Origin of the sequence: Caballeronia choica, assembly GCF_001544535.1 — a bacterium.
Classification (GTDB): domain Bacteria; phylum Pseudomonadota; class Gammaproteobacteria; order Burkholderiales; family Burkholderiaceae; genus Caballeronia; species Caballeronia choica.
Genome location: NZ_FCON02000001.1, coordinates 11,886 through 38,712, shown reverse-complemented (window position 1 = coordinate 38,712; position 26,827 = coordinate 11,886). Strand labels below are relative to the sequence as shown.

The following is a 26,827-nucleotide window of genomic DNA, read 5'->3' as shown; positions in this document are numbered from 1 at the left end:
GGGGAAAACAGCATGAGAGCGCATCACTACCGCATTACGGTCGAGCACACGGCCAACCCGAAAGGCACCGACGAACTGCACGCGCCGCTCGTTTTCGAGGCGACCAATCACGATGAGGTGCTTGCCATCGTCGACCGGGCGCAGGCGAATTCCGGCTTCTCGTCCGACGAAGCCGCGCAACTCGCGATGGGATTGAAACTGCTCGGCGAAGTCATGCTGAAGCATCGCGACGATCCGCTTTTCGAGGACCTGCGCGTGCCTTATCGCGCGTTCATCGGCAAGGTGAAGGCGCGCAATGCGGGCGCCGAGCCGAAGTGAGATGAATGCGTCAGCCGCAGATGCGCAGCCGCGCGATGAAGCGCGTGCCGGCATCGGCCGATGAAGCGACTTCCAGCACGCCGCCGTGCGCCTGGACGATCTGCGAGCAGATATAGAGGCCCAGGCCGAGCCCGCCGCCCGGCTTGCTCGTCACCGGCCGCCAATAAGGTTCGAAGACCCGGTGCAAGTCGTCGGCTTGGATCGGCGCGCCGCCGTTCGTGACCGAAAGCACCACGCAGTCGCCGTCGACCGACGCGTCCACCCGCACCGGCTCATCGAGCGCGCCGTGCGTGAGCGCGTTGCCGAGCAGATTCGACAGCAGTTGCTGCATGCGCGTGCGGTCGCAGAAAACGCGCTGGCCGATCGCGATGTTTTCCAGCACCGCGCGGCCCGGATTGGCATCGCGCAGTTCGGACACCACGTCGCACAGCGCGGTGTGCAAGTCGTCGTCGGGCTGGAGCGTCACGCCGATGCCGGAACCGAGCCGGCCGCGCGCGAAATCCATCACGTCGTCGATCAGGCGCGACATGCGGCGCGTCGTCGCCTGCAGGCGCTTGCCGATCGAAACGGTCTCGGGGTCCTTGCTGCGTCGCGTGAGCAGGTCTGCGCTCGCGCTCACCGCCGCGAGCGGATTGCGGAGGTCGTGGCCGAGCACGGCGATGAACTGCTCGCGCAGCTCCGCCGTCGCGCGTTCGTCCATCAGCGCCGATTCGGCCGCGTGCTGGCGCCCTTCGCTTTCCAGTTGCAGCGCGATCAGTTCGGCGAACAGCGTGAACATCGTCACCGTGCGCGGGTCGGAGACGGCGCGCGGACGCGGATCGATCGCGCACAGATTGCCGAAGTACTCACCGTTCGACAGCACGATCGGCACCGAGATGTAACTCTCGATGTTGTAGAGGCGCGGCGTGTGATGGTCGCGATAGACGGGGTCCTGGCTCGCATGATCGATCACGACGGGCATGCGCGCCGCGCGGGCTTCGATGCAGAGCGTTGTGTTGACGTCGAGCTGGCCGCCCGGTTTCAGCCCGAACTGGATGTCGTCCTGCACGGCGCAGGCGGTCCAGTTCCCTTCGGTGACGCGCGCCACGGCGGCGAACCCCAGGCCCGTGTTCCGGCAGATGACGCGCAGCATCGCGGGGACGGCGCTGATGCGGCTGATCGCCTCGACGTCGCGTGCGATGGCTTCTTCGCTATCGTTCATCGTGGGCTGGTGGCGAGGCATTTCGTGTAGGTGTGATCCGGCAATGCTACCCCAGGTTCTCGTCGTTCGATCAGTTTCCGCGCCGTGCGTGTCTTCCTGCGAGCGTTGGCTCGGCGGCCAAAAAAATAACGCGCGGACGGCGCTCCCCGTCCGCGCGTTTTGCCGTCATGTGCCGGACTTAGCCCTGCTGCTGCGTGTAGTCGATCCGCTCGACGCCGCTTTCCGTCCCGAGCAGACACAGATTCGCCCCGCGCGCCGCGAACAGCCCGACCGTCACGACGCCCGGCCACGCGTTGACCTGCGCCTCGAGCGCGCGCGGATCGGTGATCTTCAGTCCCTTCACGTCGATGATCTCGTTGCCGTTGTCGGTGATGAACGGCAGCCCGTCTTTCTGCACGCGCACGATCGGCACGCCGCCGAGCGCAGTGACGCGCCGCCCGATCGCCGTGCGCGCCATCGGCACGACTTCGATCGGCAGCGGAAAGCCGCCCATCACGGCGACGCGCTTGCTCGCGTCCGCGATGCACACGAACACGTCCGACACCGACGCGACGATCTTCTCCCGCGTCAGCGCCCCGCCGCCGCCCTTGATCATCGCGCCGTGGGCGTCGATTTCATCGGCGCCGTCGACATACACCGGCAGCGAGTCGATTTCGTTCAGGTCGAACACCTTGAAACCGTGGGATTCGAGCCGCGCGGTGCTCGCGAGCGAACTTGAAACCGCGCCGCGATAGCGGGCCCGCGAGCGTGCTATTGCATCGATGAAACAATTTGCCGTCGAGCCGGTGCCGACGCCGATCACCGAGCCTTCGGGCACGGTCGCGTTGACGTAGTCGGCTGCGGCCTGGCCGACGAGTTGCTTGAGTTCGTCTTGAGTCATGGGAATGGGGAACGGGCCTGCGAATAAGGGAAACTGAAGGAAACCGAGGGGAACCGTGATTTTAGCGGACCTTTGTGCGCGCTTCGTCGGTTCTTGGTCCGTTCAGGAGATCATCCGAAAAAAACCGAGCGGATCGTGCGAGCGCGCCACCGACGCAATGAACGCGAACGTGACGATCGCAAGAACGCCGAACACGGCGCGCGCGGATTTAGTGCGGCCGCGCTTGAGCGCGAACGTGCCCAGCGCGATATAAACGACGAGCCCGGCGATCTTCGCCGACAGCCACGCCGCATTCGCGCCGAACCCGACGATCCCGACAAGCAGGATCGCGCTCAGCAAAAGCGCCGTATCGACGATGTGCGGTGCGATTTTCGTCGCGCGCTTTTGCAGGAGCGGCGAATCGCGCAGCATCCAGATCCAGCGCAGGATAAAGCCCGCGATGCTCAGGCCGGCGCAGGCCATGTGGAATGTGCGGAGCGGGAAGTAGTAGTCGGCCATCAGGGGAAGTATTTGTCCAGCAGCGCGGCGGCGATCGCGTCGCTTTCGGCGTCCGCGTTGCCGGCGTAGTCGGCTGGGCGAAAGTGCATCTGGAACGCGCTGAAGACGTGGCGCGTCTTGTCGTCGAGGACGCCGTCGGTGGCGACTGCGTAGCCGTAGCGCTGCAGCTTCTCCTGCAGCGCCTTGACGTCGGCGGGCGACTTCGGAGCGCGGCCCGCAAGGTGACGGGCGATGTCCGCTTCGTCCGGCCATGCTCCGACGCCCGCCCCGTACAGCGTGCGCCACGGAAAGAGCGGTCCGGGATCGATCTTGCGTTGCGGCGCGATGTCACTATGTCCGACGACGCGCGTCGGCGGGATGCCGTAGCGGGTCACGATGTCTTTCGAGAGCCGGACGAGCGCATCGACCTGCGCGGGCGGATACGGCTGCCAGGCGCGGCCTTGCGGGGTATCGACGGGACCGAGGTTCACATTCTCGATCCCGATCGATGCCGCGTTGAGTTCCGTCGTGCCCTGCCACTCGCTCGCGCCCGCATGCCACGCGCGCATTTCCTCGGGCACGAGCTGGTAGACGACCGGCTCGCCGTGTTCGAGCGGCGGCGCATCCGGGACGACGTAATGCACGCTGACATGGGGGCCGGTCAGGACGTCGAGCGAGCGCGCCTCGCCGATCTCGGTGTAATGCATCACGAGGAAACGCACGCGCGAGTCGACGCTCGTAGCGCGATGGCTCGTGTCGGCGATGTAGGTGCCGCGATCGATTTTCGTCACGGTGCAGGCGGCCAGGAACGCGCTGATGAGTGCGGCGGCGATGAAGCGGAACGTCATCGACGCGCTATTTCTTCACCGACCGCTGCCGCACCGCTTCGAACAGGCAAACGCCGCTCGCCACCGAAACATTCAAACTCTCCACCGTCCCCGCCATCGGAATATTCATGATCTCGTCGCAGGTTTCGCGCGTGAGCCTTCGCATGCCCTCGCCTTCCGCGCCGACGACGATGGCGATCGGACCATCGAGCTTCGTCTCGTAGAGACTCGTGGTCGCCTCGCCCGCCGTGCCGACCACCCACACGCCCGCGTCCTTCAATTCGCGCATCGCACGCGCGAGGTTCGTGACGGTGATGTACGGCACCGTCTCGGCGGCGCCGCTCGCGACTTTCGCCGCCGTCGCGTTCAAACCGGCCGAACGGTCGCGCGGCGCGATCACCGCGTGCGCGCCAGCGGCGTCGGCCACGCGCAGGCACGCGCCGAGGTTGTGCGGATCGGTCACGCCATCGAGCACGAGCAAGAGCGGCGTGCCGGAGACGCCATCGAGCAGTTCCGCGAGGTTTTGCGCGAGCGGCATGTCGTGCGCGCGTGCCACCACGCCCTGGTGCCCGACGTTGCCGGCCAGGCCCCACAGACGCGATTCGTCGGCGGCGATCAGGCGCACGCCGGCTTCCTTCGCCGAGCGCAGGAAATCCTGCATGCGACGGTCCTTGCGCGTGGGGTCGTACAGCACCTCCTCGATCGTCGATGCATCCGCCCTGAGGCGCGCGGTCACCGCGTGAAAACCGTAAAGAACCTTGAGACGTGACATGACTGACAAACCTTGATTGAGAAAACCCAAAACCAAAACGCGGCCCGAGGCGCCATCGCGCATCGGGCCGCGCAGATTGAAATGACGCGCGACGCTTAAAACAGCCCGGCCCGGCGCCTAGCGCTTCTTGCGCGCGAGCCGCCCCTGCGACGCCGACTTCGGCGCCACGCCGCGCTTTTTCGCGACGCCGTTGCTGTCGCTCGCCGTCGCCGCCAGGGCCGATGCGCCTCGCTTGCTGCCGCCGCGACGCCGCGTGCTGGGCGTTTCGTCGGCGGTAATCGACCTGACGCGCGGCCCCGCCGCCGCGACATTGCCCGCGTGCTCCGGCGTACTCGCCGCGATGCGGCCCGACGGCGGCTTCACCGGCGTATCGCGCACGAGCCGGAAATCGATCTTGCGCGAATCCAGGTCGACGCGGCTCACCTGCACGCGCACCCGATCCGACATCCGGTAGCGGATGCCCGTGCGTTCGCCGCGCAGTTCGTTCTTGATCTCGTCGTACTGGAAGTAGTCGGCGCCGAGTTCGGTCACGTGCACGAGCCCTTCGATGAACAGCGAATCGAGCTGCACGAAGATGCCGAACGACGTCACGCCGTTCACCATGCCGCCGTATTCCTCGCCGAGCTTGTCGCGCATGAAATAGCACTTGAGCCACGCTTCGACGTCGCGCGAGGCTTCATCGGCGCGCCGCTCGTTCGACGAGCAATGCAGCCCCAGTTCTTCCCAGATCGCGACGTTGTTGCGCGAGCGGCTGCGCGATTCGTCGTCGGACTTCTGCATTTCGCGCGCGGCTTTCGTGAGACCCGTGCTGAGCGAAATGTCGTGGCCGACGGCCGGCTGGTACTTCTTGCCCTGCAGGATCGCGTAGATCGCGCGGTGCGTGAGCAGGTCGGGATAGCGGCGAATCGGGCTCGTGAAGTGCGCGTACGCCTCATACGCGAGACCGAAGTGGCCGATGTTGTCCGGACTGTAGACGGCTTGCTGCATCGAGCGCAGCACCATCGATTGCAGCATCTGCGCGTCGGGCCGGTCGCGGACTTGCGCCATCAGCGCGGCGTAATCGCTGGCGTGCGGCTTGTCGCCGCCCGTGAGCGTGAGCCCGACGCCGCGCAGGAAAGCGCGCAGGTTCTCGAGCTTTTCCGGCGTCGGGCCCGCGTGCACGCGATACAGCCCCGGATGCTTGTGACGCTTCAGGAAGTCCGCCGCGCAGACGTTCGCGGCGAGCATGCATTCCTCGATCAGCCGGTGCGCGTCGTTGCGATGCCGCGGCACGATCTGCTCGATCTTGCCCTGCGCGTTGCAGACGATGTACGTCTCGGTCGTATCGAAGTCGATCGCGCCGCGCTTCTGGCGCGCCGCGTGCAGCGACTTGTAGACGCCGTAGAGGTTCTGGAGATGCGGCAGGAGGTCGGCGCGGCGGGCGGCTTCCGGTCCCTTCGTGTTGGTCAGCACGGCCGCGACTTCGGTGTACGTGAGCCGCGCCGACGAGTGCATCACGCCCGGATAGAACTGGTACGCCTTGATCTCGCCGCGCGCGGTGATGACCATGTCGCAGACCAGCACGCAGCGGTCCACTTGCGGATTCAGCGAGCACAGCCCGTTCGACAGCTTCTCCGGCAGCATCGGAATCACGCGGCGCGGGAAATACACCGACGTGCTGCGATCGAGCGCATCGACGTCGAGCGGCTCGTTCGGGCGCACGTAGTGCGAAACGTCCGCGATCGCGACCAGCAGCCGGAAACCCGTGCCGCGTCCGACGTTCATCGGCTCGCAGTAGACGGCGTCGTCGAAGTCGCGGGCGTCTTCGCCGTCGATCGTGACGAGCGGCACGTCGCGCAAGTCCACCCGATGACGGATGTCCGCGGGCCGCACTTCGTCCGGCAGCTTCGATGCGGAGGCGAGCGCCGCGTCGCTGAACTCGTGCGGCACGCCGTACTTGCGCACCGCGATTTCGATTTCCATGCCCGGATCGTCGATATCGCCGATCACTTCCACCACGCGGCCGAGCGGCTGCGAATGACGGCTCGGGAAATCGGTGAGCTCGACCGACACCACCTGCCCGACCTTCGCCTTCTTCGGATTCTGCGTGATGAGGATGTCGTGGCCGATGCGCTTGTCTTCCGGCACGAGGATCAGCGCGCCGTTCTCGTTGATGAGCCGGCCGATGATGCGCTTGTTCGCGCGGTCCGTGACCTCGACGATATGCCCTTCCGGCCGCCCGCGCCGGTCATAGCCGACGATGCGCGCCAGCACGCGGTCGTTGTGCATCACCTTCTGCATTTCGCCGTTGGGCAGGAACAGGTCGTCCTGGCCGTCGTCGCGAATCAGGAAGCCGAAGCCGTCGCGATGGCCCTGCACGCGGCCCGCGACGAAATTGGAAGGATGAGTGAGCTGATAATGGCCGCGCTTGTCGAGCCGGATTTGCCCGTCGCGCTCCATGGCGCCCAGTCGCTTGAAAAATCCTTCGCGCTCCTGGCGCTTGATCGACAGAGCCTCGGCGATGTCGTTTGCAGCGAGCGGTGCTTCGCTCGTGCGCAACACGCCGAGAATTTCTTCGCGGCTCGGTATCGGATAGGGATATTTGCTCAAGGGCTTATCGATGATTTCTTCTCGTTGGACTGGACGTCGCGGTGGGATAGCCAACGCCCAAGCGGGCTATATCTGCGGGTCATTCTAACACCCGTGATCGAGGCTACACGGGGCTTGCAGACCGGCCCGGCGTGGCCCGGGGCGAGATCCTCCGCCGAATCTCAAAATGCTTGACAGGGCGATTGGGCCCGATATAATTACGTTCTTTGCTGCACACGCACCTTGCCCAGGTGGCGGAATTGGTAGACGCACTAGGTTCAGGTCCTAGCGGTGGCAACATCGTGGAGGTTCGAGTCCTCTCCTGGGCACCAAGATGTTTTGAAAGAGCCACCTTCGGGTGGCTCTTTCATTTTGTGCGGGAGCTTCGATGTCGTCGACGCTTCTTACGATTGACACGGTTTCACAACTCGATACAATAGCTGGCTCGCTGTACCCCTTGGCCCAGGTGGCGGAATTGGTAGACGCACTAGGTTCAGGTCCTAGCGGTGGCAACATCGTGGAGGTTCGAGTCCTCTCCTGGGCACCAAGATGTTTTGAAAGAGCCACCTTCGGGTGGCTCTTTCATTTTGTGCGGGAGCTTCGATGTCGTCGACGCTTCTTACGATTGACACGGTTTCACAACTCGATACAATAGCTGGCTCGCTGTACCCCTTGGCCCAGGTGGCGGAATTGGTAGACGCACTAGGTTCAGGTCCTAGCGGTGGCAACATCGTGGAGGTTCGAGTCCTCTCCTGGGCACCAAGGTCCTTCAGCAGTGGCAGTAAAAGCAGCAAGACAGCAGCAAGCGATCAACCCCATAGAACTTCGTTCGTGGGGTTTTTTGTTTTTGCGGCGCAAATTTCCAATACGGAATTAATTCGACCAGCTTTCAAATTCATTGCCCGACGGGATAATCGAATCGATTATCCCGGGCGCGATACGGGTTAATGCTGAACGCCGTCCGCTTCGGCAGCAGCTTATTAAACACCGGCGTACACTCGCTCGTGCCCGCTCAGTCGGGCATCCTGTGCGGCCGGTCCGTATTGGCTCGTCGGCCGCATCGCTATTCAGTCAAATCAATTGAACGGGAGACCCGGGCGATGAGCTGGACGCGAGAACAAAGAAACGTGACGATTGCCGCCTATCTGGGCTGGACACTCGACGCATTCGATTTCTTCCTGATGGTTTTCGTATTGAAGGACATAGCCGCCGAGTTCAATACGAATATCCCCGAAGTGGCATTCGCGATCACGCTCACGCTCGCGATGCGTCCCATCGGCGCGTTGATCTTCGGTCGCCTCGCCGACAAGTTCGGCCGCCGTCCGACGCTGATGATCAACATCGCGTGCTACTCGCTGCTGGAATTGCTCTCCGGCCTCTCGCCGAACCTGATGACGCTGCTCGTGTTGCGCTCGCTCTTCGGCATCGCGATGGGCGGCGAATGGGGCGTCGGCTCCGCGCTCACGATGGAAACCGTGCCGCCAAAATCGCGCGGCTTCGTCTCGGGGCTGTTGCAAGCGGGTTATCCAAGCGGTTACCTGCTCGCGTCGATCGTGTTCGGCGTGCTTTATCAGTACGTCGGCTGGCGCGGCATGTTCTTCATCGGGGTCGCGCCCGCGCTGCTCGTGCTCTACGTGCGCGCGCACGTACCCGAATCGCCCGCGTTCACGGCGATGGAAAAGCGCCCGCGCCCCGGACTCATCAAGACGCTCAAGCAGAACTGGGCGCTTTCCGTCTACGCGATCGTGCTGATGACCGCGTTCAACTTCTTCTCGCACGGCACGCAGGATCTCTATCCGACGTTCCTGCGCGAGCAGCATCACTTCGACCCGCACACGGTCTCGCTGATCACGATCGTGCTGAACATCGGCGCGATCGTCGGCGGACTGTTCTTTGGCTCGATGTCGGAGAAGATCGGGCGGCGCTGGGCGATTTTCATCGCGTCGCTGATCGCGTTGCCGGTGCTGCCGCTGTGGGCGTTTTCGAGCGGGCCGGTCGCGCTGGCGGCAGGGGCGTTTTTGATGCAGATCTCCGTGCAGGGCGCGTGGGGTGTTATTCCTGTGCATTTGAACGAGATTTCGCCCGACGAGATTCGCGCGACATTTCCGGGGCTTGTGTATCAGTTGGGGAACTTGCTGGCTTCGATCAACGCGACGATGCAGGCATCGATCGCGGTGAGCCACGATAACAACTACGGCATGGCGATGGCGATCGTCGCGGGGACGGTGGCGGTTGTGATCGCCGCGCTTATTCTGTTTAGTCGAGAGCGGAGGGGGATCGATATGACGCAGTCGGCGCAAGGGGTGGGAGCGACGACGTAGGCGCCCATCTGGCGTGAACGGTACGAGCGAAAGGCGCCCGCGGGCGCCTTTCGGCGTTTTGAACGCTCACACGGACTAGAGGAATAATTCAGTTGACCGACTACAGGGCCTCCAAGACGATCCCCTGCCGCACTCTCGCACCAGTTCTGTAGTAGAACAACAAAAGGACACCGCAAAAGGGGAACCGACATGACAGCAGGCTTCGTGGTCGCCTTCATCGTCGTGAGTGGCGCGCTCGTCTACATGCAGGCAAGCGCCATTGCGTGGCTCGCGTGGACGATCACATGGGTGGCTATCGGCTGGCTCGCCGGCATCACAGGCCCGATAGCGACAACCCTCCTCACCCTGCTCTTCGTCGTCCCCACCCTCGTGCTGGCGATCAAACCCCTGCGCCGAACGCTCCTCACCCAACGCGTCCTCAACGTCTTCCGCAAGATCCTCCCCGAGATGTCCCCGACCGAGCGCGACGCCATCGAAGCCGGCACCGTCTGGTGGGACGCCGCCCTCTTCTCCGGCCGGCCGCACTGGGACACATTGCTCGCCCACGGCCCGCCGAAGCTCACGCCGGAAGAACAGCACTTCATCGACCACGAATGCACGCGCCTCTGCGACCTCGCCAACGACTGGGACACGACCGCCGTCTGGCAGGACCTGTCGCCCGAAACATGGCGGTACGTCAAGGACCACGGCTTCCTCGGCATGATCATCCCGAAGCAGTACGGCGGCCGGCAGTTCTCCGCCTACGCTCACTCGCAGGTGATCATGAAACTCTCGACGCGCTGCTCGGCCGCAGCCGTCTCGGTAATGGTGCCGAACTCGCTCGGCCCCGCCGAATTGCTGATGCACTACGGCACCGAGGAACAGAAGAACCACTATCTGCCGCGCCTCGCGCGCGGCGACGAAATCCCCTGCTTCGCGCTGACGAGCCCGTACGCCGGATCGGATGCCGCCGCGATTCCCGATATCGGCATCGTCTGCCGGGGGCTGCATGAAGGCCGCGAGACGCTCGGCTTCAGGCTCACCTGGAACAAGCGCTACATCACGCTCGGACCGATCGCGACCGTGCTCGGCCTCGCCTTTCGCGCGCTCGATCCCGATCACCTGCTCGGCGCGAACGATGAACCCGGCATCACCTGCGCGCTGATCCCGACGAGCCACCCGGGCGTCAACATCGGCCGACGCCACTGGCCGCTCAACGCGGTCTTCCAGAACGGCCCGAACTGGGGCCGCGACGTCTTCATCCCGATCGACTGGGTGATCGGCGGGCGCGCGCAGGTCGGCAACGGCTGGCGCATGCTGATGGAATGCCTCGCGGCGGGCCGCGCGATTTCGCTGCCGTCGTCGAATGTCGGGATGGCGAAGCTCGCGGTGCGCGGCACGGGCGCATATGCCGCCGTGCGGCGGCAGTTCCGCACCGCCGTCGGTAAGTTCGAGGGCGTGCAGGAAGCGCTCGGCCGCATGGGCGGCAACCTGTACGTGATGGACGCTGCGAGAAAGCTCTCCGCGCAGGCGGTCGACCTCGGCGAAAAGCCGTCCGTGATCTCGGCGATCGCCAAATACCACATCACCGAGCGTGCCAGGAAGGTCATCAACGACGGCATGGATGTCGTCGCGGGCAAGGGCATCTGCATGGGGCCGTCGAATTTCCTGGCGCGCGCCTATCAGCAGATACCCATCTCGATCACCGTCGAAGGCGCGAACATTCTCACGCGCTGCCTCATCATCTTCGGACAAGGCGCGATCCGCTGCCATCCGTATGTGTTGAAGGAAATGGCCGCGACCCGCGAGCCCGACCGCGCGAAAGCGCTGCGCGACTTCGATGCCGCGTTCTTCGGCCATGCGAGCTTCGTCGCGTCGAACGCGATGCGCGCCCTCGTGTTCGCATTCGGCGGCAGCGCGCTGATTCCGAAGCCGACGCGCGCCGATGCGCGCCTCGTCCCCTGCTATCGCGCGGCCACGCGTCTCTCGACGGCGTTCGCGCTGCTCGCCGATGTCTCGATGTTCGTGCTCGGCGGCGAACTGAAGCGCCGCGAGCGGCTGTCGGCGCGGCTCGGCGACGTGCTTTCGCAGCTCTACCTGATCTCCGCGACGCTCAAGCGCTTCGAGGACGACGGCCGTCCCGAGAGCGACCTGCCGCTCGTGCGCTGGGGTGTCGAGGATGCGCTGCAGCAAGCGCACGCCGCGCTGGAAGGCGTGCTCGACAATTATCCGCACCGCGCGGCGGCGGGCATCGTGCGCGCACTGGCCTTTCCGTTCGGCATGCGGCATCGCGTGCCGCGCGACGCGCTCGCGAGCGCCATCGCCGAGCTGATGCAGACGCCGGGCGAGGCGCGCGAGCGCCTGATCGCCGATTCCTACGCGCCGTCCGCCGACGCCGATCCGCTCGGCTATGGCGAACTGGCCTTCGCGCTCAATCCGCGCTACGCGGAGATCGAGCGCAAGCTGCGCGATGCGGTCAAGTCCGGCGCGCTGCCGGCGATGCCGCAGAGCTTTCCCGAACTCGAAACCTGGGCCGCCGACGCCGGACAGCGCGGCCTGATCGACGCAAACGATCGCCAGGTGCTCGCCGACTACGCGCGTTACGGCACCGAAGTCGTGAAGGTCGATGACTTCCCCGCCGATTTCGGTATGCTCGAAGCATTGCAACGGCGCTTGCAAGCGCTCCAGCAAGAACCGGAAGAGGTCATTGCCTGAGATCATGAAAGACCGCTATCTCGACTTCGTGAATTCATCGTTCGGTGCGGGTGTCGCTCGCTCTATCGGCTTGCCGAGGCCGGAAGTGCTGCGTCGCCATCGCGCGGACCAGCCCGAATTCGGCGGCATGGCCGCGATCGGCGCGGGACCGTCGCCGGCGCTCTTCGACGCGCTGGTCGATGTGCTCCACGCGATCGGCATGACGAGCGTCGCGCACGAGAGCGCGCACGGCTGGCTGCCGGTTGCCAACCGGCACGGCGCGATGAGCGGCCGCTTCGAGCCGCACGCGCGCGACTCGGTCGCGAGCGATCGCGTGCAGGCGCTGCTCTTCGACGCGACCGGCATCGCCGACAGCAGCGATCTGGCGTCGCTGTATGGCTTCTTTCACGACGCGCTGCGCTCGGTTGCGAGGAGCGGCCGGATCATCGTGCTCGGGCGGCCGCCCGAAGCGTGCGCGAACCCGCGCGCGTGGACCGCGCAGCGCGCGCTCGAAGGCATGACGCGTTCGCTCGGCAAGGAGGCGCGCGGCGGTATCTCGTCGAACCTGCTGCAAGTGGCCGAAGGCGCCGACATCGAAGCGACCTTGCGCTTTTTTCTCTCGCCGCGTTCGGCCTATGTGTCGGGACAAGTGGTGCGCATCGCGGCTGTGCCCGTTGAAAAGCCCGCCGACTGGACCAAGCCGCTGGCTGCCAAACGCGCATTGGTGACGGGCGCGGCGCGCGGCATTGGCGCCGCGATCGCCGCCGTGCTCGCAGCCCAGGGCGCGCACGTGATCGGCCTCGACGTGGCGCAAGCCCGCGACGCGCTCGACCAGACGATGCTCGCGATCGAAGACGCGTCGCCTTCGGGCGGCGCACACGCCGCGCTTCTCGCCGACATCGCCGCGCCCGAAGCGCCCGCCGAGATCGCGTCGGCGCTCTTGGCGATGGGCGGCATCGACATCGTCGTGCACAACGCCGGCATCACGCGCGACAAGACCATCGCGAAGATGGCGCAGGACGCGTGGGACAGCGTGATCGACATCAACCTCTCGGCGCAAGAACGCATCGACGATGCGTTGCTCGCGCAGAACGTGCTGCATGAAGGCGGGCGGATCATCGGCGTGTCGTCGATCAGCGGCATCGCGGGCAATCTCGGGCAGACCAATTACGCCACCTCGAAAGCCGGCGTGATCGGGCGCGTGGAAAGCATGGCGAGCGTGCTGCGCGCACGCGGCATCACGATCAACGCGGTCGCGCCCGGCTTCATCGAAACGCAGATGACCGCGAGGATTCCGCTCGCCATCCGCGAGGCCGGACGCCGCATGAATTCGATGAGCCAGGGCGGCCAGCCGGTCGATGTCGCCGAGACGATCGCGTGGCTCGCCAATCCCGCATCGGCCGGCATCAGCGGGAACGTGGTGCGCGTGTGCGGCCAGAGCCTGATCGGAGCATGACGATGCAGGCTCTTTCGACTCAGCGCGCGCGCACGGTCGTGGTCGATGTATTGCCGCCGCCCGCGAAGCTCTATGGGCGCGCGCTGCCGGGGCTCTTCAAGCGGCCGCACGCGTCGGCCGAGTTGCCGGCGCTGCGGCTCGTGCGGCCCGACGTCGTGCTCGACTCCGAGCAGATCGGCCGCTATGCGCGCGTGTGCGGCTTCATCCCCGAGCACGGCGTGCCGCTCACCTTCCCGCATGTGCTCGCGTTTCCGCTTCACCTGATGCTGCTCACCGATCCGGCGTTCCCGTGGCCCGCGGTCGGGCTGGTGCATCTGGCGAATACCGTGCGTCTGCGGCGCGCGCTCTCGGCCGGCCAGAGCCTGCGCGTCGAAGTGGAAAGCGGTGGGCTCGTCGCGCACGAAAAAGGCCAGGCATTCACGCTGCATACACGGATCTACCGGCGCGGCGAAGCGGTATGGGACGGCGACAGCGTGTACCTGAAGCGTGGCGCGCGCGGCCAGAGCGCGGTTCCCGCCGACGCAAGAACGCCCGCGCCCTTGCTCGCCCGCGAAGCGCGCTGGCAGTTGCCGGCGCAACTCGGTCGCGACTACGCGAAGGCGTCGGGCGACTTCAACCCGATCCACCTGCACGCGCTCAGCGCCAAGGCGTTCGGCTTTCCGCGCGCCATCGCGCACGGCATGTGGACGCTCGGGCGCACCCTCGCGGCGCTGCATCCGTCGAAAGCGCTTGCTACGGCCGTCGCGCACGGCGACTTCAAGCTGCCGATCTTCCTGCCCGCCGACACCACGCTCTGGAGCGCGGCGCCCGCGCCGACGAAGCGCGACTTCGAGGTGCGCGATCTGGCGGGCGACAAGCCGCATCTGCGCGGACAGTTCGAATGGGAACTGCCATGAACCCTGAAGCGTGCCGACCCGCCTGCGCGCCAGCGCGCCAACCGACGAGACCTGAGCCATGACTGCCTCCGCCCTTCCCGTCGTGCGCCGTGTCGCAATTGTCGGCAGCAACCGGATTCCGTTCGCGCGCTCGAATACGGCGTACGCGACCGCGTCGAACCAGGACATGCTGACCTTCACGCTGCAGGGCCTGATCGACCGCTACGACCTGCACGGCTTGCGTCTCGGCGAGGTCGCGGCGGGCGCGGTCATCAAGCATTCGCGCGACTTCAATCTCACGCGCGAGGCACTTCTGTCGACCACGCTCGCGAAGGAAACGCCCGCCTACGACGTGCAGCAGGCCTGCGGCACCGGGCTCGAAGCGGTGATCCTCGTCGCGAACAAGATCGCGCTCGGACAGATCGACGCGGGCATCGCGGGCGGCGTCGACACGACATCCGATGCGCCCATCGGCGTGAACGAGCGCATGCGCAAGATTCTCCTCGAAGCGAATCGCGGGCGTTCGGCGGGTCAACGCGTCGGCGCGCTCGCGAAGCTCAGGCCCGGCATGCTGTTCAAGCCGCAGTTGCCGCGCAACGCCGAGCCGCGCACGGGGCTTTCGATGGGCGAGCATTGCGAACTGATGGCCAAGCGCTGGAAGATCGCCCGCGAGGCGCAGGACGAACTCGCGTGCGAGAGTCATCGGAAGCTCGCGGCCGCCTACGATCGCGGCTTTCTCAACGACCTGATGACGCCCTACAAGGGCCTCGCGCGCGACAACAACCTGCGTCCCGACATCACGGTCGACAAGCTCTCCGCGCTGAAGCCGGTTTTCGATCGCGACGCCGGCACGCTCACCGCCGGCAACTCGACGCCGCTCACCGACGGCGCCTCGGTCGTGCTGCTCGCGTCCGAGGAATGGGCCGCCGCGCGCAATCTGCCGGTGCTCGCGTGGTTGAGCTTCTCGGAGACGGCCGCCGTCGATTACGTCGACCAGAAGGAAGGCTTGCTGATGGCGCCCGCCTACGCGGTGCCGCGCATGCTGACGCGCGCCAGGCTCGCGCTAGAGGACTTCGACTTCTACGAGATCCACGAAGCATTCGCCGCGCAGGTGCTGTGCACGCTGACGGCCTGGGAAGACGACGAATACTGCCGCACCCGGCTCGGTCTGGGCGGACCGCTCGGCCCGGTCGATCGCGCGCGGCTGAACGTCAACGGCAGTTCGCTCGCGACGGGCCATCCGTTCGCCGCGACCGGCGGGCGCATCGTCGGCAATCTGGCGAAGATGCTGGCGAAGGCACCCGCTCGCGGCGACGGCCGTCCGTTGCGCGGCCTGATTTCGATTTGCGCGGCGGGCGGCCAGGGCGTCGTCGCGATCCTGGAACGATAGGCGCACAGACAACTACTCAACGCGGCTTCGAGCCGTGGACCACGATGCGAGAACACCGCGTCAATGGAGACAGCAGATGAATCCGGCAGAGGTGCCGCCCCGTCCGGGCGCGTCCGATCCGCACAGCACCGACGGTATCTGGTACGCGTCGTATCCACCCGGCGTGCCGCATGACATCGACCTGTCGCGCTATCGCTCGCTGGTGCATTTCTTCGACGAATGCGTCGAGCGCTATCGCGAGCGCGTCGCCTACGTGAGCGTCGGCTCGAACCTCACTTACGAAGCGCTCGGCCGCAAGGCGCGTGCGTTCGCCGCCTATCTCCAGGGCCTCGGCGTGAAGCCCGGCGACCGCGTCGCGCTGATGATGCCCAACACGTTTCAATATCCCGTCACGCTGTTCGGCACGCTGCTGGCGGGCGCGATCGTCGTGAACGTCAATCCGCTCTACACGATTCGCGAACTCGCGCATCAACTGAAGGACAGCGGCGCGCGGACGATCGTCGTCTTCGAGAGCTTCGCGAAGACGCTGCAGGACGCGCTGCCGGGCACGCGCGTGAAGAACGTTGTCGTGACCGCGCTCGGCGACCTGCTGTCCGACAGCATCAACGTGAAGGGCCATACGCTCAACTTCATGCTGCGCCATGTGCAGAAGGTGGTGCCCGAATACAAGCTGCCGCAGGCGGTGCGGCTGCTCGATGCGCTCGCGAGCGGCAAGAAGCGCAAGCTCGAACCGGTACGCGTCGGACAGGGCGACATCGCGTTCCTGCAATACACCGGCGGCACGACCGGCGTTGCGAAGGGCGCGATGCTCACGCATCGCAACGTCATCGCGAACCTGCTGCAGGCGAAGGCGTGGGCCGAGGAGCAACTCAAAGGCGACATCGAAACCGTGCTCACGCCGCTGCCGCTCTATCACATCTATTCGTTGACGGTGAACGCGCTGATCTTCATGGGCATCGGCGGGCGCAACATCTTGATCGCGAATCCGCGCGACACGAAGCGCGTCATGCGCATCCTGCGCCACGAGACCTTCACGAGCATCACCGCGCTCAACACGCTCTACAGCGCGCTGCTCGACAACGAGGAATTTTGCCGCCGCGACTTCTCCCGGCTCAAGCTCGCGATGGCGGGCGGCATGGCGACGCAGAAGGCCGTCGCGGACCGTTTTCGCGAAGTCACCGGCCAGCCGATCATCGAAGGCTACGGGCTCACCGAATGCTCGCCGATCGTCGCAATGACACCCATCGAGCTGAAGCACCAGAAGGAATTCGACGGCTCGGTCGGCCTGCCCGCGCCCTCGACGCTCGTGCGCATGCGCCGCGACGACGGTTCCTGGGCCGGCATCGACGAACCGGGTGAACTGTGCGTGAAAGGTCCGCAAGTGATGAAAGGCTACTGGAACCGGCCTGAAGAGACGGCGAAAGTCATCGGCGCGGACGGCTGGCTCGCGACCGGCGACATCGGCGTAATGAACGCGCAGGGTTTCATCCGCCTGATCGACCGCAAAAAGGACATGATCATCGTGTCGGGCTTCAACGTGTACCCGAACGAGATCGAGGACGTGCTCGCGATGCATCCGAAGGTGCGCGCGGTCGCGGCGATCGGCGTGCCGGATCCGGTGGTCGGCGAGCGTGTGAAAGTGTTTGTCGTGCCCCGCGAAAAGTCGTTGAGCGCGGAAGAAGTGATCGCGTTCAGCCGTATACATCTGACGGGCTATAAGGTGCCTGCTGTCGTGGAATTCCGCGACTCGCTGCCGCAATCGAACATTGGCAAGATACTTCGTCGTGAACTGCGCGACGCGGAAGCGGCCAAAGTGAAGGGCTAGAGGGTGTGGCGTGGTGTTTACACCGTTTTTGCATGGAAGCCTGAGCGGGTCAAACGGTGTATTCAACACAGCACCATCCAGGTCACGGAGAATCCCTTCATGCCGCATGCGCGCCATCGATCGTCGTTGCCAGGAACCCTTCTGCTCGCTTGCGCCAGCTTATGTTTCACCGCAGTGCATGCACAGACGCCCACCATTGCGCTGCCCGCGTCGGCCGCGACTTCAAACGCCGCACCCGCGCTCGATGCAAGAGCGCCCTCCCCGCCGACAATACCCGCCTCGCAAGCCGGCACGCTCGCCCTCGACCAGCAGGTCCGCTGGCTATCGCGCGCCGCGCGCAGCGGCCTGCTCGCGAGCATGCCCGATGCGGAACTCGTCACGCTCTTCGAGTCGCTCGATCCGCTCACGCTGCCGCATTACCTAAGGCAAGGACCGAACGGCTACGCGTCGTATGAATTCACGCTGGTGCGGCGCGAGCGCATCCGCGGCGTATGGCCGAACCGGCCCGACCACATGCTCGTGCGCCTTACGCGCGACCCGCTGCGCATCTACGCGAAGTGGCTGCCCGACGGCGCGCACGCAGGCCAGGAACTGATCTACGACGATTCGAAACGCCCCGACCAGATCTACGGGCATCTCGGCGGCGTGCTCGGCGTCGTGCCGATGTGGGCGTCGCTGCATGGCCCGCTCGCGCGGGCGCAGTCGAATCATTCGGTGCGCGATCTCGGCGTCGAATACATCACGCGGCAGTTTCTCGCGGAGGGCCAGAAGTTCGCTGACGCCGGCGTCACGCGACCGAGCCGGATCGAAGTGAAGACGATCGAAGGGGAGCGGGTTGTCGCGTTCACTTACGAAACGCCGATCGGCCAGCCCGAGTTCTATGCGAAGAAGGAGATCCTCGGGCTGGACTTGCATCGGCCCTACTTCCGCTCGGCCGAATCGTTCGACAACGACGGCAATATCTTCGAAAGCATCGTCTTTCAGGAAATCGTGCCTAAAACCTTCGATGATCTGACGTTCGATCCGCACAACCCCGACTATCGTTTTTGAGCCCGGAAGCGCTTTGTCAGGCCTTGACATCTTTTGAAATAATCGGGGCGGCGGTCCTTAAGCTTCGCCTAAGAATCGGCCGATACATTGCCCTCACCCCATCCGAAATTGCTCGTGGCTCCCGCCACCCGGATCGGCGTGCCGGATCCGGTGGTCGGCGAGCGCGTGAAGGTCTTTGTCGTGCCGCGCGAAAAATCGCTCAGCGCGGAAAAAGTGACTGCGTTCAGCCGTTTGCACCTGACGGGGTACAAGGTGGCCGCTGCCGTGGAATTCCGCGACTCGCTGCCGCTATCGACATCGGCAAGATACTTCGTCGTGAACTGCGCGACGCGGAAGCGGCCAAAGCGAAGGGCTAGAGGGTGTGATGTGGTGTGGCGTTTACACCGTTTGCATGGAAGCCTGAGCGCATCAAACGGTGTAATCAACACCGCACCATCCTGGTCACGGAGAGTCCCTTCATGCCGCATGCGCGCCATCGATCGTCGTTGCCAGGAGCCCTTCTGCTCGCTTGCGCCAGTTTATGTTTCACCGCAGCGCATGCGCAGACGCCCACCACTGCGCTGCCCGCGTCGTCGGCCGCGACTTCAGACGTCGCACCCGCGCGCGATGCACGAGCGCCCTCGCCGCCGACAATACCCGCCTCGCAAGTCGGCACGCTCCCACTCGACCACCAGGTCCGCTGGCTATCGCGCGCCGCGCGCAGCGGCCTGCTCGCGAGCATCCCCGACGCGGAACTCGTCACGCTCTTCGAGTCGCTCGATCCGCTCACGCTGCCGCATTACCTGAAGCAAGGACCGAACGGCTACCCGTCATACGAGTTCACGCTGATGCGGCGCGAGCGCATCCGCGGCGTGTGGCCGAACCGGCCCGACCACATGCTCGTGCGCCTCACGCGCGACCCGCTGCGCATCTATGCAAAGTGGCTGCCCGACGGCGCGCACGCAGGCCAGGAACTGATCTACGACGATTCGAAACGCGCCGACGAGATCTACGGACATCTCGGCGGCCTGCTCGACGCGGTGCCGATGTGGGCGTCGCTGCATGGTCCGCTCGCGCGGGCGCAGTCGAATCATTCGGTGCGCGATCTCGGCGTCGAATACATCACGCGGCAGTTTCTCGCGGAGGGCCAGAAGTTCGCTGACGCCGGCGTCACGCGCCCGAGCCGGATCGAAGTGAAGACGATCGAAGGGGAGCGGGTTGTCGCGTTCACTTACGAAACGCCGATCGGCCAGCCGGAGTTCTACGCGAAGAAAGAGATCCTCGGGCTGGACCTGCATCGGCCCTACTTCCGCTCGGCGGAATCGTTCGACAACGACGGCAATATCTTCGAAAGCGTCGTCTTTCAGGAGGTCGTGCCGAAAACCTTCGATGATCTGACGTTCGATCCAAGCAATCCCGACTATCGTTTCTGAGTCCGGAAGCGCTTTGTCAGGCCGTGACATGTCCTGAAACAGTCGCGGTGGGGGTCTTAAGTTTCGCCTAAGAATCGGCCGATACTCTGCCCGCACTCCCTCCGAAATTGCTCGTGGCTCCCGCCACCCATCGCCATGTAAATCAAAGGAGTTCGCCATGAACCCCCGGCCAAAATCGGCTCCCGTGCGAGCCATCAGGCGCCTTCTGAGTCACCACGAAATCGCCACGCTGCTCCTGCTCTGGCACGCGCCGATCGACGCGATCGCCGCGACGCCCGACGTCGCATCGCTGCAGGAAATCGGCTATGTCGAGACGGTGTCGCAGGCGGCTGGCGAGGCCGAAGTGCGGCTCACCGAGGATGGCAACGCCGTCTTGCGCGGACTCGGCGTCAAGTAGCCCAGGCGGCACGCAAGCTTGCGATCTCTGCAATAATCGATCGGCCCCTCAACCGACCGAAGGAGAGATTCGCGATGTCCGCACGACCCACTGTTCAACGTGTGCTGCTCACCAACGACGACGGCATCGACGCGCCCGGCCTCGCCATCCTCGAAGCCGTCGCGGCCGAGCTCGCGCACGAAGTCTGGGTGATCGCGCCCGAACACGACCAGAGCGGCACCTCGCATTCGATCAGCCTGCATTCGCCGCTGCGCGTAAGCCGCCAGGGCGAGCGGCGCTTCGGCGTGCAGGGCACGCCCGGCGACTGCGTCGTGATGGCGGCACGCCACCTGATGAAGGACGCGCCCCCGACGCTCGTCCTCTCCGGCATCAACCGGGGCGCGAATCTCGGCGTCGAGACGATGTTCTCGGGCACCGTCGGCGCGGCGATGACCGGCCTCTTGCTCGGCTTGCCGTCGATCGCGCTTTCCCAGACCTTCACCGATCGCGAAAACGTACGCTGGGACACGGCCCGCGCGCTGGCGCCGGGCGTCATCCGCCAGTTGCTCGAAATCTCGCACGACGCGCCGACGTGCCTCAACGTCAACTTCCCCTCCTGCGACGCGTCCGCCGCCGGCCCGCTCACGCCGACGAAGCAAGGCACCGGACTCGTGGAAGGCATCGACGTGCTGACCGAGACCGACCCGCGTGGCCTGCCGTATCACTGGCTGCGCTTCCAGCGCGGTCCGCGCGCCAATGCGCCGGACAGCGAAACGGCGGTGGTCATGTCGGGGCGGGTGTCGGTGACGCCGCTGCACTTCGATCGCACCGATGAACGCACGTTCGCGATACTCGCGACGGCGCTTGAGCGCGGCGCTTGACGCATTGGTCGCTGGCGGGCGTTTTTTGGCGCGCTGTGCTGCGAGTCGCGCGTGAAACGCTGGTCGGTGACAAACGTTTTTGCGCGCCCGCCATCGCGGGTTACGCGCACCGCAACATTCCTAGAGGACTTCCTACAAAACGGCGCCAGTACATTCACGTATTCTGGCCGCCCCAGGACGCGCCAACGGAATCGTCCACGCGCGCCAGAGACCCTGTTGCACTTCAAGGAGGAAGCATGACCCGTTTCACGGCAAGCGGCTTTGCGCGCGCGGCGCTGGCCTGCACGCTGTTCGCATCGGCGACCATCGCGATGGCGCAGTCGAATTCGCCCGCGGGCCTCTGGCAAACCATCGACGACAGCACCGGCCAGGCGAAAGCGCTGGTCCAGATCATCGACGACGGCAGCGGCACATTGTCGGGCAAGATCGTGCAGGGACTCGGCCAGAACAACCAGCCCGAGCGCCGCTGCACCGCGTGCACGGATTCACGCAAGGACCAGTTGATCAAGGGCATGACGATCATCACCGGCATGAAGCCGGACGGCAGCAATTGGGACGGAGGCCAGATCCTCGACCCGGAAAGCGGCAAGCTCTACAAGTGCAAGATGCATCTCGAGGACGGCGGGCAGAAGTTGGTCGTGCGGGGGTATATGGGTGTATCGCTGCTTGGACGGTCGCAGACCTGGGTGCGTCAGCAGTAGGTGCCCGGAAGCCCCGTGCGGGTCAAAAAAAAGCCGGCCAAAGACTTCGTCTTTGGCCGGCTTTTTTACCTGCCGCATTCAGTTCGGCGAGAATTCAAGCCGCGCGGCGGATCACACCCGGCATGTAACGCGGCGGCACGAGTTCCGGGCTCACCGGCAGAATCTCGTGCACTTCGGCCTGTTCGCTTTCCAATGCCTCGGGAACGCTGCCCGGCACTCGCATGCGCGACGTCATCAGCGAATACAGGCTTTCACCCGCCGGCCCGAACAATTGCAGCATCACGCGCGCCAGGACGCCGGAGTCGTGCCACGTCTTGAAGCGCCGGTGACACGTCTGATACGACGGATATTTGCGCGGCAACGTAGACCACGACGCCCCGCTGTACATCACCCACAGCACGCCGTTCAGCACGGCACGCGTGTTTGCCAATGGCCGCCCACGCAACTCCGCGCGGGGACGCAATTCGGGAAGCAGCGGTGCGACCATCTGCCATTCTTCATCGGTCATGTCGCGATAGGGCTTCATGATTCTCTCCATACACAAATAGGTGTGGATGGAAGATACCGATCGGCCCAAGCGCCCGACATCAGATGTGTCCGAATCTTGAAATAGAGCCAAAGCCTTTTGCCGATTGGCACTGGCCGCAATTTTGATACTCGTATTCAGGTTAGCGAGGTATCGACCATGCGTCGTGGCGTCTCCAGATATTCCTTCGACTGCATCTCGACGATGCGCGAAACCGTGCGCGCGAACTCGTTCGCCATCGGACCTTCGACATACAGTTGCTCCGCCGGCACCGCCGCCGACATCAGCAGCTTCACCTTGTGGTCGTAGAACACGTCGATGAGCCATGTGAAGCGGCGCGCCTCGGATGCCATCCGCGGCGACATCTGCGGCACGTCGGACAGGATCACTGCATGGAAGCGGCTCGCGAGTTCCAGATAGTCGTTCTGCGAACGCGGTCCGCCGCACAGCGTGGCGAAGTCGAACCAGACGACGCCGTCGGCCTTGCGCAAGGCCTTCAACTCGCGCTTCTCGATGTGCAGCAGCGGGCTTTCGTCGGGGACGGCGGCGAGCTTCGCGAAATCGGCGCGCAACGCCTGGTCGGCGGCGGCGCCGAGCGGCGTGTGGTACGCCGTGACCTGCGACAGCGTGCGCTTTCTGTAGTCGGTGCCGGCGTCGACGTTGAGCACGTCGAGGTTCGACTTGATCAACTCGATCGCGGGCAGCAGGCGGTCGCGGTGCAGGCCGTCGGGATACAGCGTGTCGGGATGGTAGTTGGACGTCATCACGAACTGCACGCCGTTGTTGAACAGGCGGTCGAGCAGACGGTACAGGATCATCGCATCGGCGATATCGGAGACGTGAAACTCGTCGAAACAGATCAGCCGATAGCGCTTTGCGATGCGTCGCGCGAGTTCGTCGAGCGGATCGGCCTGACCTTTCAGGTCTTCCAGTTCGCGATGCACTTCGCGCATGAACTCGTGAAAATGCAGGCGCGTCTTGCGCTGCACGGGCACGACCGCGAAGAAGCTGTCCATCAGGAAGCTCTTGCCGCGCCCGACGCCGCCCCACAAGTACACGCCGCGCGGCAGATCGGGATGCACCAGGAATTTCTTGATCGCGTTCGAACGGCGCGCCTTGTACGCGACCCATTCGTCATAGCAGCGCTGCAGCCGTGCGACCGCCGTGAGTTGCGCCTCGTCCGACTGATAACCCCGTGTCAGCAGTTCGTGTTCGTAGTATTCGTTGACGTTCATGATGCCGCGATTGTGGCCCCGAAGTGATGGCCATCTATATGACGAAGGCGAGCGGGAAAGCTCCCGCCCGCCTTCGCGGTGCTGCCCGGGAGCCGCCGGGAGTTACATGTTGAGCGCGCGCTTGTCGACGGCGAGCGCCGCTTCGCGCATCACTTCCGACAGCGACGGATGCGGGTGGCAAATCCGGCCGATGTCTTCCGACGCCGCCTTGAACTCCATTGCCACGACGGCTTCGGCGATCAGGTCGGACGCGTCCGCCGCGATGATGTGCACGCCGAGGATCTCGTCGGTCTTGGCGTCGGCGATCATCTTGATGAAGCCCTCGGCCTTGTTGATGCCGAGCGCGCGGCCGTTCGCCATCATCGGGAACTGGCCGGACTTGATCTCGCGGCCTTCGGCCTTCAACTGCTGCTCGGTCTTGCCGACCCACGCGATTTCCGGCTCGGTGTAGATCACCCACGGAATGCAGTTGTAGTCGATGTGCGGCTTCTGTCCGTCGATGATTTCGGCGACCAGCACGCCCTCGTCCTCGGCCTTGTGCGCGAGCATCGGGCCGCGCACCACGTCGCCGATCGCGTACACGTTCGGCACGCTCGTCGCGCAGTGGTCGTCGACGGGGATGAAGCCGCGCTCGTCCGCCTTCAGGCCGATCGCTTCCAGCCCGAGGTTGTCGGTGTTCGGCACGCGGCCGATCGACACGATCAGGCGGTCGGCTTCCAGCGTCTGCGCGTTGCCGTCCTTGTCCGTGTAGGCGAGCGACACGTTGCTGTCCGTCGCCTTCACTTCGCCCACCTTCACGCCGACGTGAATGTCGAGACCCTGCTTCTTGAACTGCTTCGCGGCTTCCTTCGACAGCGCCTGGTCGCAGGCGCCGAGGAATTCCGGCAGCGCTTCGAGCACCGTCACATCCGAGCCGAGACGCCGCCACACCGAGCCGAGTTCCAGGCCGATCACGCCCGCGCCGATCACGGCGAGCTTCTTCGGCACGGCGTCGAACGAGAGCGCGCCTTCGTTGTCGGCAACGATCTTGTTGTCGACCGGAATGTTCGGCAGATGGCGCGCCTTCGAGCCCGTCGCGATGATCACGTTCTTCGCGGTGACCGTTTCCGTCTCGCCTTCGCCCGACACTTCGATCTGCACGCCGGCATCGGTCTTGCCGGTGAACGTGCCGTGGCCCTTGAGCCAGGTGATCTTGTTCTTGCGGAACAGGAACTCGATGCCCTTCGTCATCTTCTCGACGATGCCTTCCTTGCGGGCCAGCATCTTCGTGATGTCGAGCTTCACGTCCGACACGCTGATGCCGTGATCGCCGAGATGCTTCGTCGCGTTCTCGAACTCTTCCGACGACGCGAGCAGCGCCTTCGACGGAATGCAGCCCACGTTCAGGCACGTACCGCCGAGCTTCAGCGTGCCGGCCGGGTTCTTCCACTTTTCGATGCACGCAACCGATTTGCCGAGCTGCGCGGCACGAATCGCCGCGATATAGCCGCCGGGGCCGGCGCCAATCACGACGACGTCAAATTCCTTGGACATGACTTTCCTTCTCTTGTTGGCGTCGCGGCGCGCGCGAGTCTATCGAGCGCGCCGTGCGTCCCTGAATGTTTTTTACAGATCGAGCAGCAGGCGGGCCGGATCTTCCAGCGCGTCCTTCATCGCGACGAGCGACAGCACGGCTTCGCGGCCGTCGATGATCCGGTGGTCGTACGAGAGCGCCAGATAGTTCATCGGACGGATCACGATCTGGCCGTTTTCGACCACCGCGCGTTCCTTGGTCGCGTGCACGCCGAGAATCGCGGACTGCGGCGGGTTGATGATCGGCGTCGAGAGCATCGAGCCGAACACGCCGCCGTTCGAGATCGAGAACGTGCCGCCCGTCATTTCCTCGATCGACAGCTTGCCGTCCTTCGCCTTCTGGCCGAACTCGGCGATCTTCTTCTCGATGTCGGCGAGGCTCATCTGGTCCGCGTTACGCAGGATCGGCACCACGAGGCCACGCGGCGAACCGACCGCGATCCCGATGTCGAAATAGCCGTGATAGACGATGTCGTTACCGTCGATCGACGCGTTCACCAGCGGGAACTTCTTCAGCGCGTGGACGGCGGCCTTCACGAAGAACGACATGAAGCCGAGCTTCACGCCATGTTCCTTCTCGAAGCGGTCCTTGTACTTGTTGCGCAGGTCCATGACCGGCGCCATGTTGACTTCGTTGAACGTCGTCAGGATGGCGTTGGTCTGCTGCGATTCGAGCAGGCGCTCGGCGATGCGCGCACGCAGGCGCGACATCGGCACGCGCTGTTCCGGGCGGTCCTTGAGCCATTGCTCGGCCGAGCCCGGCGCGCGCACATCCGGCAGCGACGGCTTCGCGGCCTTCGCCGCGGGTGCCGGCGCGGCCCTGGGAGCGGGTGCGGACGGAGCCGGCGCCGCCGGAGCCGCCGGTACTGCCGGCGCGCCTTGCGTCGCGGCGAGCGCGTCGCCCTTGGTGATGCGGCCGTCGCGGCCCGAGCCCGCGACCTGGTCGGCACCGATGCCCTTCTCCGCCAGGATCTTGCCCGCAGCCGGCGATGCCGTGCTGCTCGAAGCCGTGGCTTGCGCAACTTGCGAGGCCGGTGCGGCAACTGCTGCGACTGGCGCCGGTTTCACTTCGGCGTCGCCGGCAGCGGCAACGGCGGCAGGCGCCTGGCCCGCTGTCGCTTCCGTGTCGATCCTGGCGATGATTTCTTCGGCGGTGACGATGTCGCCGTCATGCTTGATGACTTGCGCGAGCACGCCGGCGGACGGCGCCGGCACTTCCAGCACGACCTTGTCCGTTTCGATTTCGATGAGGATTTCGTCTTGCGCGACGGCTTCGCCGGGCTTTTTCTTCCACTGCAGCATGGTGGCTTCCGAAACGGATTCCGAGAGCTGCGGGACTTTGACTTCTACGATAGCCATTCTGAATTGTCCTAATACGTGTCTTTGTGAGTACGAACCCGGTGGCCCGTGCGCGCTTCGATCGATTGCGAGCGCCGCGACGCGGCCACACGAGAGGACCGGGAAAGTTTGTCTGAAACCCGCCCGGCCCTG

The 26,827-nt window shown here is 64.9% G+C and carries 22 protein-coding genes, 3 tRNA genes and 1 pseudogene; 16 read left to right on the top strand and 10 right to left on the bottom strand.

Annotated elements, in window-relative coordinates:
- Positions 1 to 12 precede the first annotated feature (12 nt).
- Complete coding sequence (locus tag AWB68_RS00170; RefSeq protein WP_087642345.1) at positions 13 to 318, top strand: DUF3861 domain-containing protein; 306 nt, start codon at positions 13 to 15, stop codon at positions 316 to 318.
- Between the two features lie 10 nt (positions 319 to 328).
- Here the strand turns inward: AWB68_RS00170 and AWB68_RS00165 are convergent, their stop codons facing one another.
- From AWB68_RS00165 to rnr, 6 genes are all read right to left on the bottom strand, one after another.
- On the bottom strand, positions 329 to 1,519 hold the full coding sequence (locus tag AWB68_RS00165) for a GAF domain-containing sensor histidine kinase (protein ID WP_087642344.1): 1,191 nt from the start codon (positions 1,517 to 1,519) through the stop codon (positions 329 to 331).
- A 178-nt stretch (positions 1,520 to 1,697) separates the two neighbouring features.
- Positions 1,698 to 2,399: a ribose-5-phosphate isomerase RpiA gene (gene rpiA / locus AWB68_RS00160; protein ID WP_087642343.1), complete on the bottom strand. Its 702-nt coding sequence runs from the start codon at positions 2,397 to 2,399 to the stop codon at positions 1,698 to 1,700.
- Between the two features lie 102 nt (positions 2,400 to 2,501).
- A complete protein-coding gene (locus AWB68_RS00155; RefSeq protein ID WP_087642342.1) occupies positions 2,502 to 2,897 on the bottom strand; it encodes a SirB2 family protein in 396 nt (131 codons plus the stop codon).
- Positions 2,897 to 3,724, bottom strand: coding sequence for an N-acetylmuramoyl-L-alanine amidase (locus tag AWB68_RS00150; RefSeq protein WP_087642341.1), 828 nt, complete (start codon positions 3,722 to 3,724; stop codon positions 2,897 to 2,899). Before AWB68_RS00150 ends, AWB68_RS00155 begins: the two co-directional genes overlap by 1 nt.
- Before the next feature lie 7 nt (positions 3,725 to 3,731).
- On the bottom strand, positions 3,732 to 4,475 hold the full coding sequence (gene rlmB / locus AWB68_RS00145) for a 23S rRNA (guanosine(2251)-2'-O)-methyltransferase RlmB (protein WP_087642506.1): 744 nt from the start codon (positions 4,473 to 4,475) through the stop codon (positions 3,732 to 3,734).
- A 117-nt stretch (positions 4,476 to 4,592) separates the two neighbouring features.
- Positions 4,593 to 7,064, bottom strand: coding sequence for a ribonuclease R (rnr, locus tag AWB68_RS00140; protein WP_200828599.1), 2,472 nt, complete (start codon positions 7,062 to 7,064; stop codon positions 4,593 to 4,595).
- A gap of 224 nt (positions 7,065 to 7,288) precedes the next feature.
- Here rnr and AWB68_RS00135 point away from each other — a divergent pair.
- The 15 genes and pseudogenes from AWB68_RS00135 to AWB68_RS00065 all read left to right on the top strand — a co-directional run bounded on the left by AWB68_RS00135 (position 7,289) and on the right by AWB68_RS00065 (position 22,003).
- Positions 7,289 to 7,375: transfer RNA gene (locus tag AWB68_RS00135), tRNA-Leu, on the top strand.
- A gap of 128 nt (positions 7,376 to 7,503) precedes the next feature.
- Positions 7,504 to 7,590, top strand: a tRNA-Leu gene (locus AWB68_RS00130).
- A gap of 128 nt (positions 7,591 to 7,718) precedes the next feature.
- A tRNA-Leu gene (locus AWB68_RS00125) sits at positions 7,719 to 7,805 on the top strand.
- Between the two features lie 338 nt (positions 7,806 to 8,143).
- Positions 8,144 to 9,364: an MFS transporter gene (locus tag AWB68_RS00120; RefSeq protein ID WP_087642340.1), complete on the top strand. Its 1,221-nt coding sequence runs from the start codon at positions 8,144 to 8,146 to the stop codon at positions 9,362 to 9,364.
- Between the two features lie 189 nt (positions 9,365 to 9,553).
- Positions 9,554 to 12,058 (top strand): acyl-CoA dehydrogenase, encoded by a 2,505-nt coding sequence (locus AWB68_RS00115; protein WP_087642339.1) that lies wholly within the window; start codon positions 9,554 to 9,556, stop codon positions 12,056 to 12,058.
- A 4-nt stretch (positions 12,059 to 12,062) separates the two neighbouring features.
- Positions 12,063 to 13,493, top strand: coding sequence for a 3-oxoacyl-ACP reductase (locus AWB68_RS00110; protein ID WP_087642504.1), 1,431 nt, complete (start codon positions 12,063 to 12,065; stop codon positions 13,491 to 13,493).
- A complete protein-coding gene (locus AWB68_RS00105) occupies positions 13,490 to 14,389 on the top strand; it encodes a MaoC family dehydratase (RefSeq protein ID WP_087642338.1) in 900 nt (299 codons plus the stop codon). Before AWB68_RS00110 ends, AWB68_RS00105 begins: the two co-directional genes overlap by 4 nt.
- A 58-nt stretch (positions 14,390 to 14,447) precedes the next feature.
- Positions 14,448 to 15,758: an acetyl-CoA C-acetyltransferase gene (locus AWB68_RS00100; RefSeq protein ID WP_087642337.1), complete on the top strand. Its 1,311-nt coding sequence runs from the start codon at positions 14,448 to 14,450 to the stop codon at positions 15,756 to 15,758.
- A 76-nt stretch (positions 15,759 to 15,834) separates the two neighbouring features.
- Positions 15,835 to 17,583, top strand: coding sequence for an AMP-binding protein (locus tag AWB68_RS00095; protein ID WP_087642336.1), 1,749 nt, complete (start codon positions 15,835 to 15,837; stop codon positions 17,581 to 17,583).
- Positions 17,584 to 17,682: 99 nt separating this feature from the next.
- On the top strand, positions 17,683 to 18,633 hold the full coding sequence (locus AWB68_RS00090) for a DUF1571 domain-containing protein (protein ID WP_087642335.1): 951 nt from the start codon (positions 17,683 to 17,685) through the stop codon (positions 18,631 to 18,633).
- A 72-nt stretch (positions 18,634 to 18,705) separates the two neighbouring features.
- A pseudogene (locus AWB68_RS00085) lies at positions 18,706 to 18,989 on the top strand (AMP-binding enzyme); the annotation flags it as partial.
- A gap of 102 nt (positions 18,990 to 19,091) precedes the next feature.
- Positions 19,092 to 20,045: a DUF1571 domain-containing protein gene (locus AWB68_RS00080; protein WP_087642334.1), complete on the top strand. Its 954-nt coding sequence runs from the start codon at positions 19,092 to 19,094 to the stop codon at positions 20,043 to 20,045.
- Between the two features lie 157 nt (positions 20,046 to 20,202).
- A complete protein-coding gene (locus tag AWB68_RS00075; protein WP_087642333.1) occupies positions 20,203 to 20,442 on the top strand; it encodes a hypothetical protein in 240 nt (79 codons plus the stop codon).
- 74 nt (positions 20,443 to 20,516) lie between these two features.
- A complete protein-coding gene (gene surE / locus AWB68_RS00070) occupies positions 20,517 to 21,302 on the top strand; it encodes a 5'/3'-nucleotidase SurE (RefSeq protein ID WP_087642332.1) in 786 nt (261 codons plus the stop codon).
- A 236-nt stretch (positions 21,303 to 21,538) separates the two neighbouring features.
- On the top strand, positions 21,539 to 22,003 hold the full coding sequence (locus tag AWB68_RS00065) for a DUF2147 domain-containing protein (protein ID WP_087642331.1): 465 nt from the start codon (positions 21,539 to 21,541) through the stop codon (positions 22,001 to 22,003).
- 94 nt (positions 22,004 to 22,097) lie between these two features.
- Here the strand turns inward: AWB68_RS00065 and AWB68_RS46205 are convergent, their stop codons facing one another.
- The 4 genes from AWB68_RS46205 to odhB all read right to left on the bottom strand — a co-directional run bounded on the left by AWB68_RS46205 (position 22,098) and on the right by odhB (position 26,695).
- Entirely contained in the window at positions 22,098 to 22,529 is a 432-nt protein-coding gene (locus tag AWB68_RS46205) for a transposase (protein ID WP_160109938.1), read from the bottom strand.
- A 137-nt stretch (positions 22,530 to 22,666) separates the two neighbouring features.
- A complete protein-coding gene (gene zapE, locus AWB68_RS00055) occupies positions 22,667 to 23,764 on the bottom strand; it encodes a cell division protein ZapE (RefSeq protein WP_087642330.1) in 1,098 nt (365 codons plus the stop codon).
- Positions 23,765 to 23,866: 102 nt separating this feature from the next.
- Positions 23,867 to 25,297 (bottom strand): dihydrolipoyl dehydrogenase, encoded by a 1,431-nt coding sequence (gene lpdA / locus AWB68_RS00050; protein WP_087642329.1) that lies wholly within the window; start codon positions 25,295 to 25,297, stop codon positions 23,867 to 23,869.
- A gap of 72 nt (positions 25,298 to 25,369) precedes the next feature.
- Positions 25,370 to 26,695 carry a 2-oxoglutarate dehydrogenase complex dihydrolipoyllysine-residue succinyltransferase gene (odhB, locus tag AWB68_RS00045; protein ID WP_087642328.1) on the bottom strand — a complete coding sequence of 442 codons (1,326 nt, stop codon included), beginning with the start codon at positions 26,693 to 26,695 and terminating at the stop codon, positions 25,370 to 25,372.
- Positions 26,696 to 26,827 lie beyond the last annotated feature (132 nt).

Coding starts and splice junctions, on each gene's coding strand:
- AWB68_RS00170 (WP_087642345.1), top strand. CDS start 13: ATGAGAGCGCATCACTACCGCATTACGGTCGAGCACACGGCCAACCCG.
- AWB68_RS00165 (WP_087642344.1), bottom strand. CDS start 1,519: ATGAACGATAGCGAAGAAGCCATCGCACGCGACGTCGAGGCGATCAGC.
- rpiA (WP_087642343.1), bottom strand. CDS start 2,399: ATGACTCAAGACGAACTCAAGCAACTCGTCGGCCAGGCCGCAGCCGAC.
- AWB68_RS00155 (WP_087642342.1), bottom strand. CDS start 2,897: ATGGCCGACTACTACTTCCCGCTCCGCACATTCCACATGGCCTGCGCC.
- AWB68_RS00150 (WP_087642341.1), bottom strand. CDS start 3,724: ATGACGTTCCGCTTCATCGCCGCCGCACTCATCAGCGCGTTCCTGGCC.
- rlmB (WP_087642506.1), bottom strand. CDS start 4,475: ATGTCACGTCTCAAGGTTCTTTACGGTTTTCACGCGGTGACCGCGCGC.
- AWB68_RS00120 (WP_087642340.1), top strand. CDS start 8,144: ATGAGCTGGACGCGAGAACAAAGAAACGTGACGATTGCCGCCTATCTG.
- AWB68_RS00115 (WP_087642339.1), top strand. CDS start 9,554: ATGACAGCAGGCTTCGTGGTCGCCTTCATCGTCGTGAGTGGCGCGCTC.
- AWB68_RS00110 (WP_087642504.1), top strand. CDS start 12,063: ATGAAAGACCGCTATCTCGACTTCGTGAATTCATCGTTCGGTGCGGGT.
- AWB68_RS00105 (WP_087642338.1), top strand. CDS start 13,490: ATGACGATGCAGGCTCTTTCGACTCAGCGCGCGCGCACGGTCGTGGTC.
- AWB68_RS00100 (WP_087642337.1), top strand. CDS start 14,448: ATGACTGCCTCCGCCCTTCCCGTCGTGCGCCGTGTCGCAATTGTCGGC.
- AWB68_RS00095 (WP_087642336.1), top strand. CDS start 15,835: ATGAATCCGGCAGAGGTGCCGCCCCGTCCGGGCGCGTCCGATCCGCAC.
- AWB68_RS00090 (WP_087642335.1), top strand. CDS start 17,683: ATGCCGCATGCGCGCCATCGATCGTCGTTGCCAGGAACCCTTCTGCTC.
- AWB68_RS00080 (WP_087642334.1), top strand. CDS start 19,092: ATGCCGCATGCGCGCCATCGATCGTCGTTGCCAGGAGCCCTTCTGCTC.
- AWB68_RS00075 (WP_087642333.1), top strand. CDS start 20,203: ATGAACCCCCGGCCAAAATCGGCTCCCGTGCGAGCCATCAGGCGCCTT.
- surE (WP_087642332.1), top strand. CDS start 20,517: ATGTCCGCACGACCCACTGTTCAACGTGTGCTGCTCACCAACGACGAC.
- AWB68_RS00065 (WP_087642331.1), top strand. CDS start 21,539: ATGACCCGTTTCACGGCAAGCGGCTTTGCGCGCGCGGCGCTGGCCTGC.
- AWB68_RS46205 (WP_160109938.1), bottom strand. CDS start 22,529: ATGAAGCCCTATCGCGACATGACCGATGAAGAATGGCAGATGGTCGCA.
- zapE (WP_087642330.1), bottom strand. CDS start 23,764: ATGAACGTCAACGAATACTACGAACACGAACTGCTGACACGGGGTTAT.
- lpdA (WP_087642329.1), bottom strand. CDS start 25,297: ATGTCCAAGGAATTTGACGTCGTCGTGATTGGCGCCGGCCCCGGCGGC.
- odhB (WP_087642328.1), bottom strand. CDS start 26,695: ATGGCTATCGTAGAAGTCAAAGTCCCGCAGCTCTCGGAATCCGTTTCG.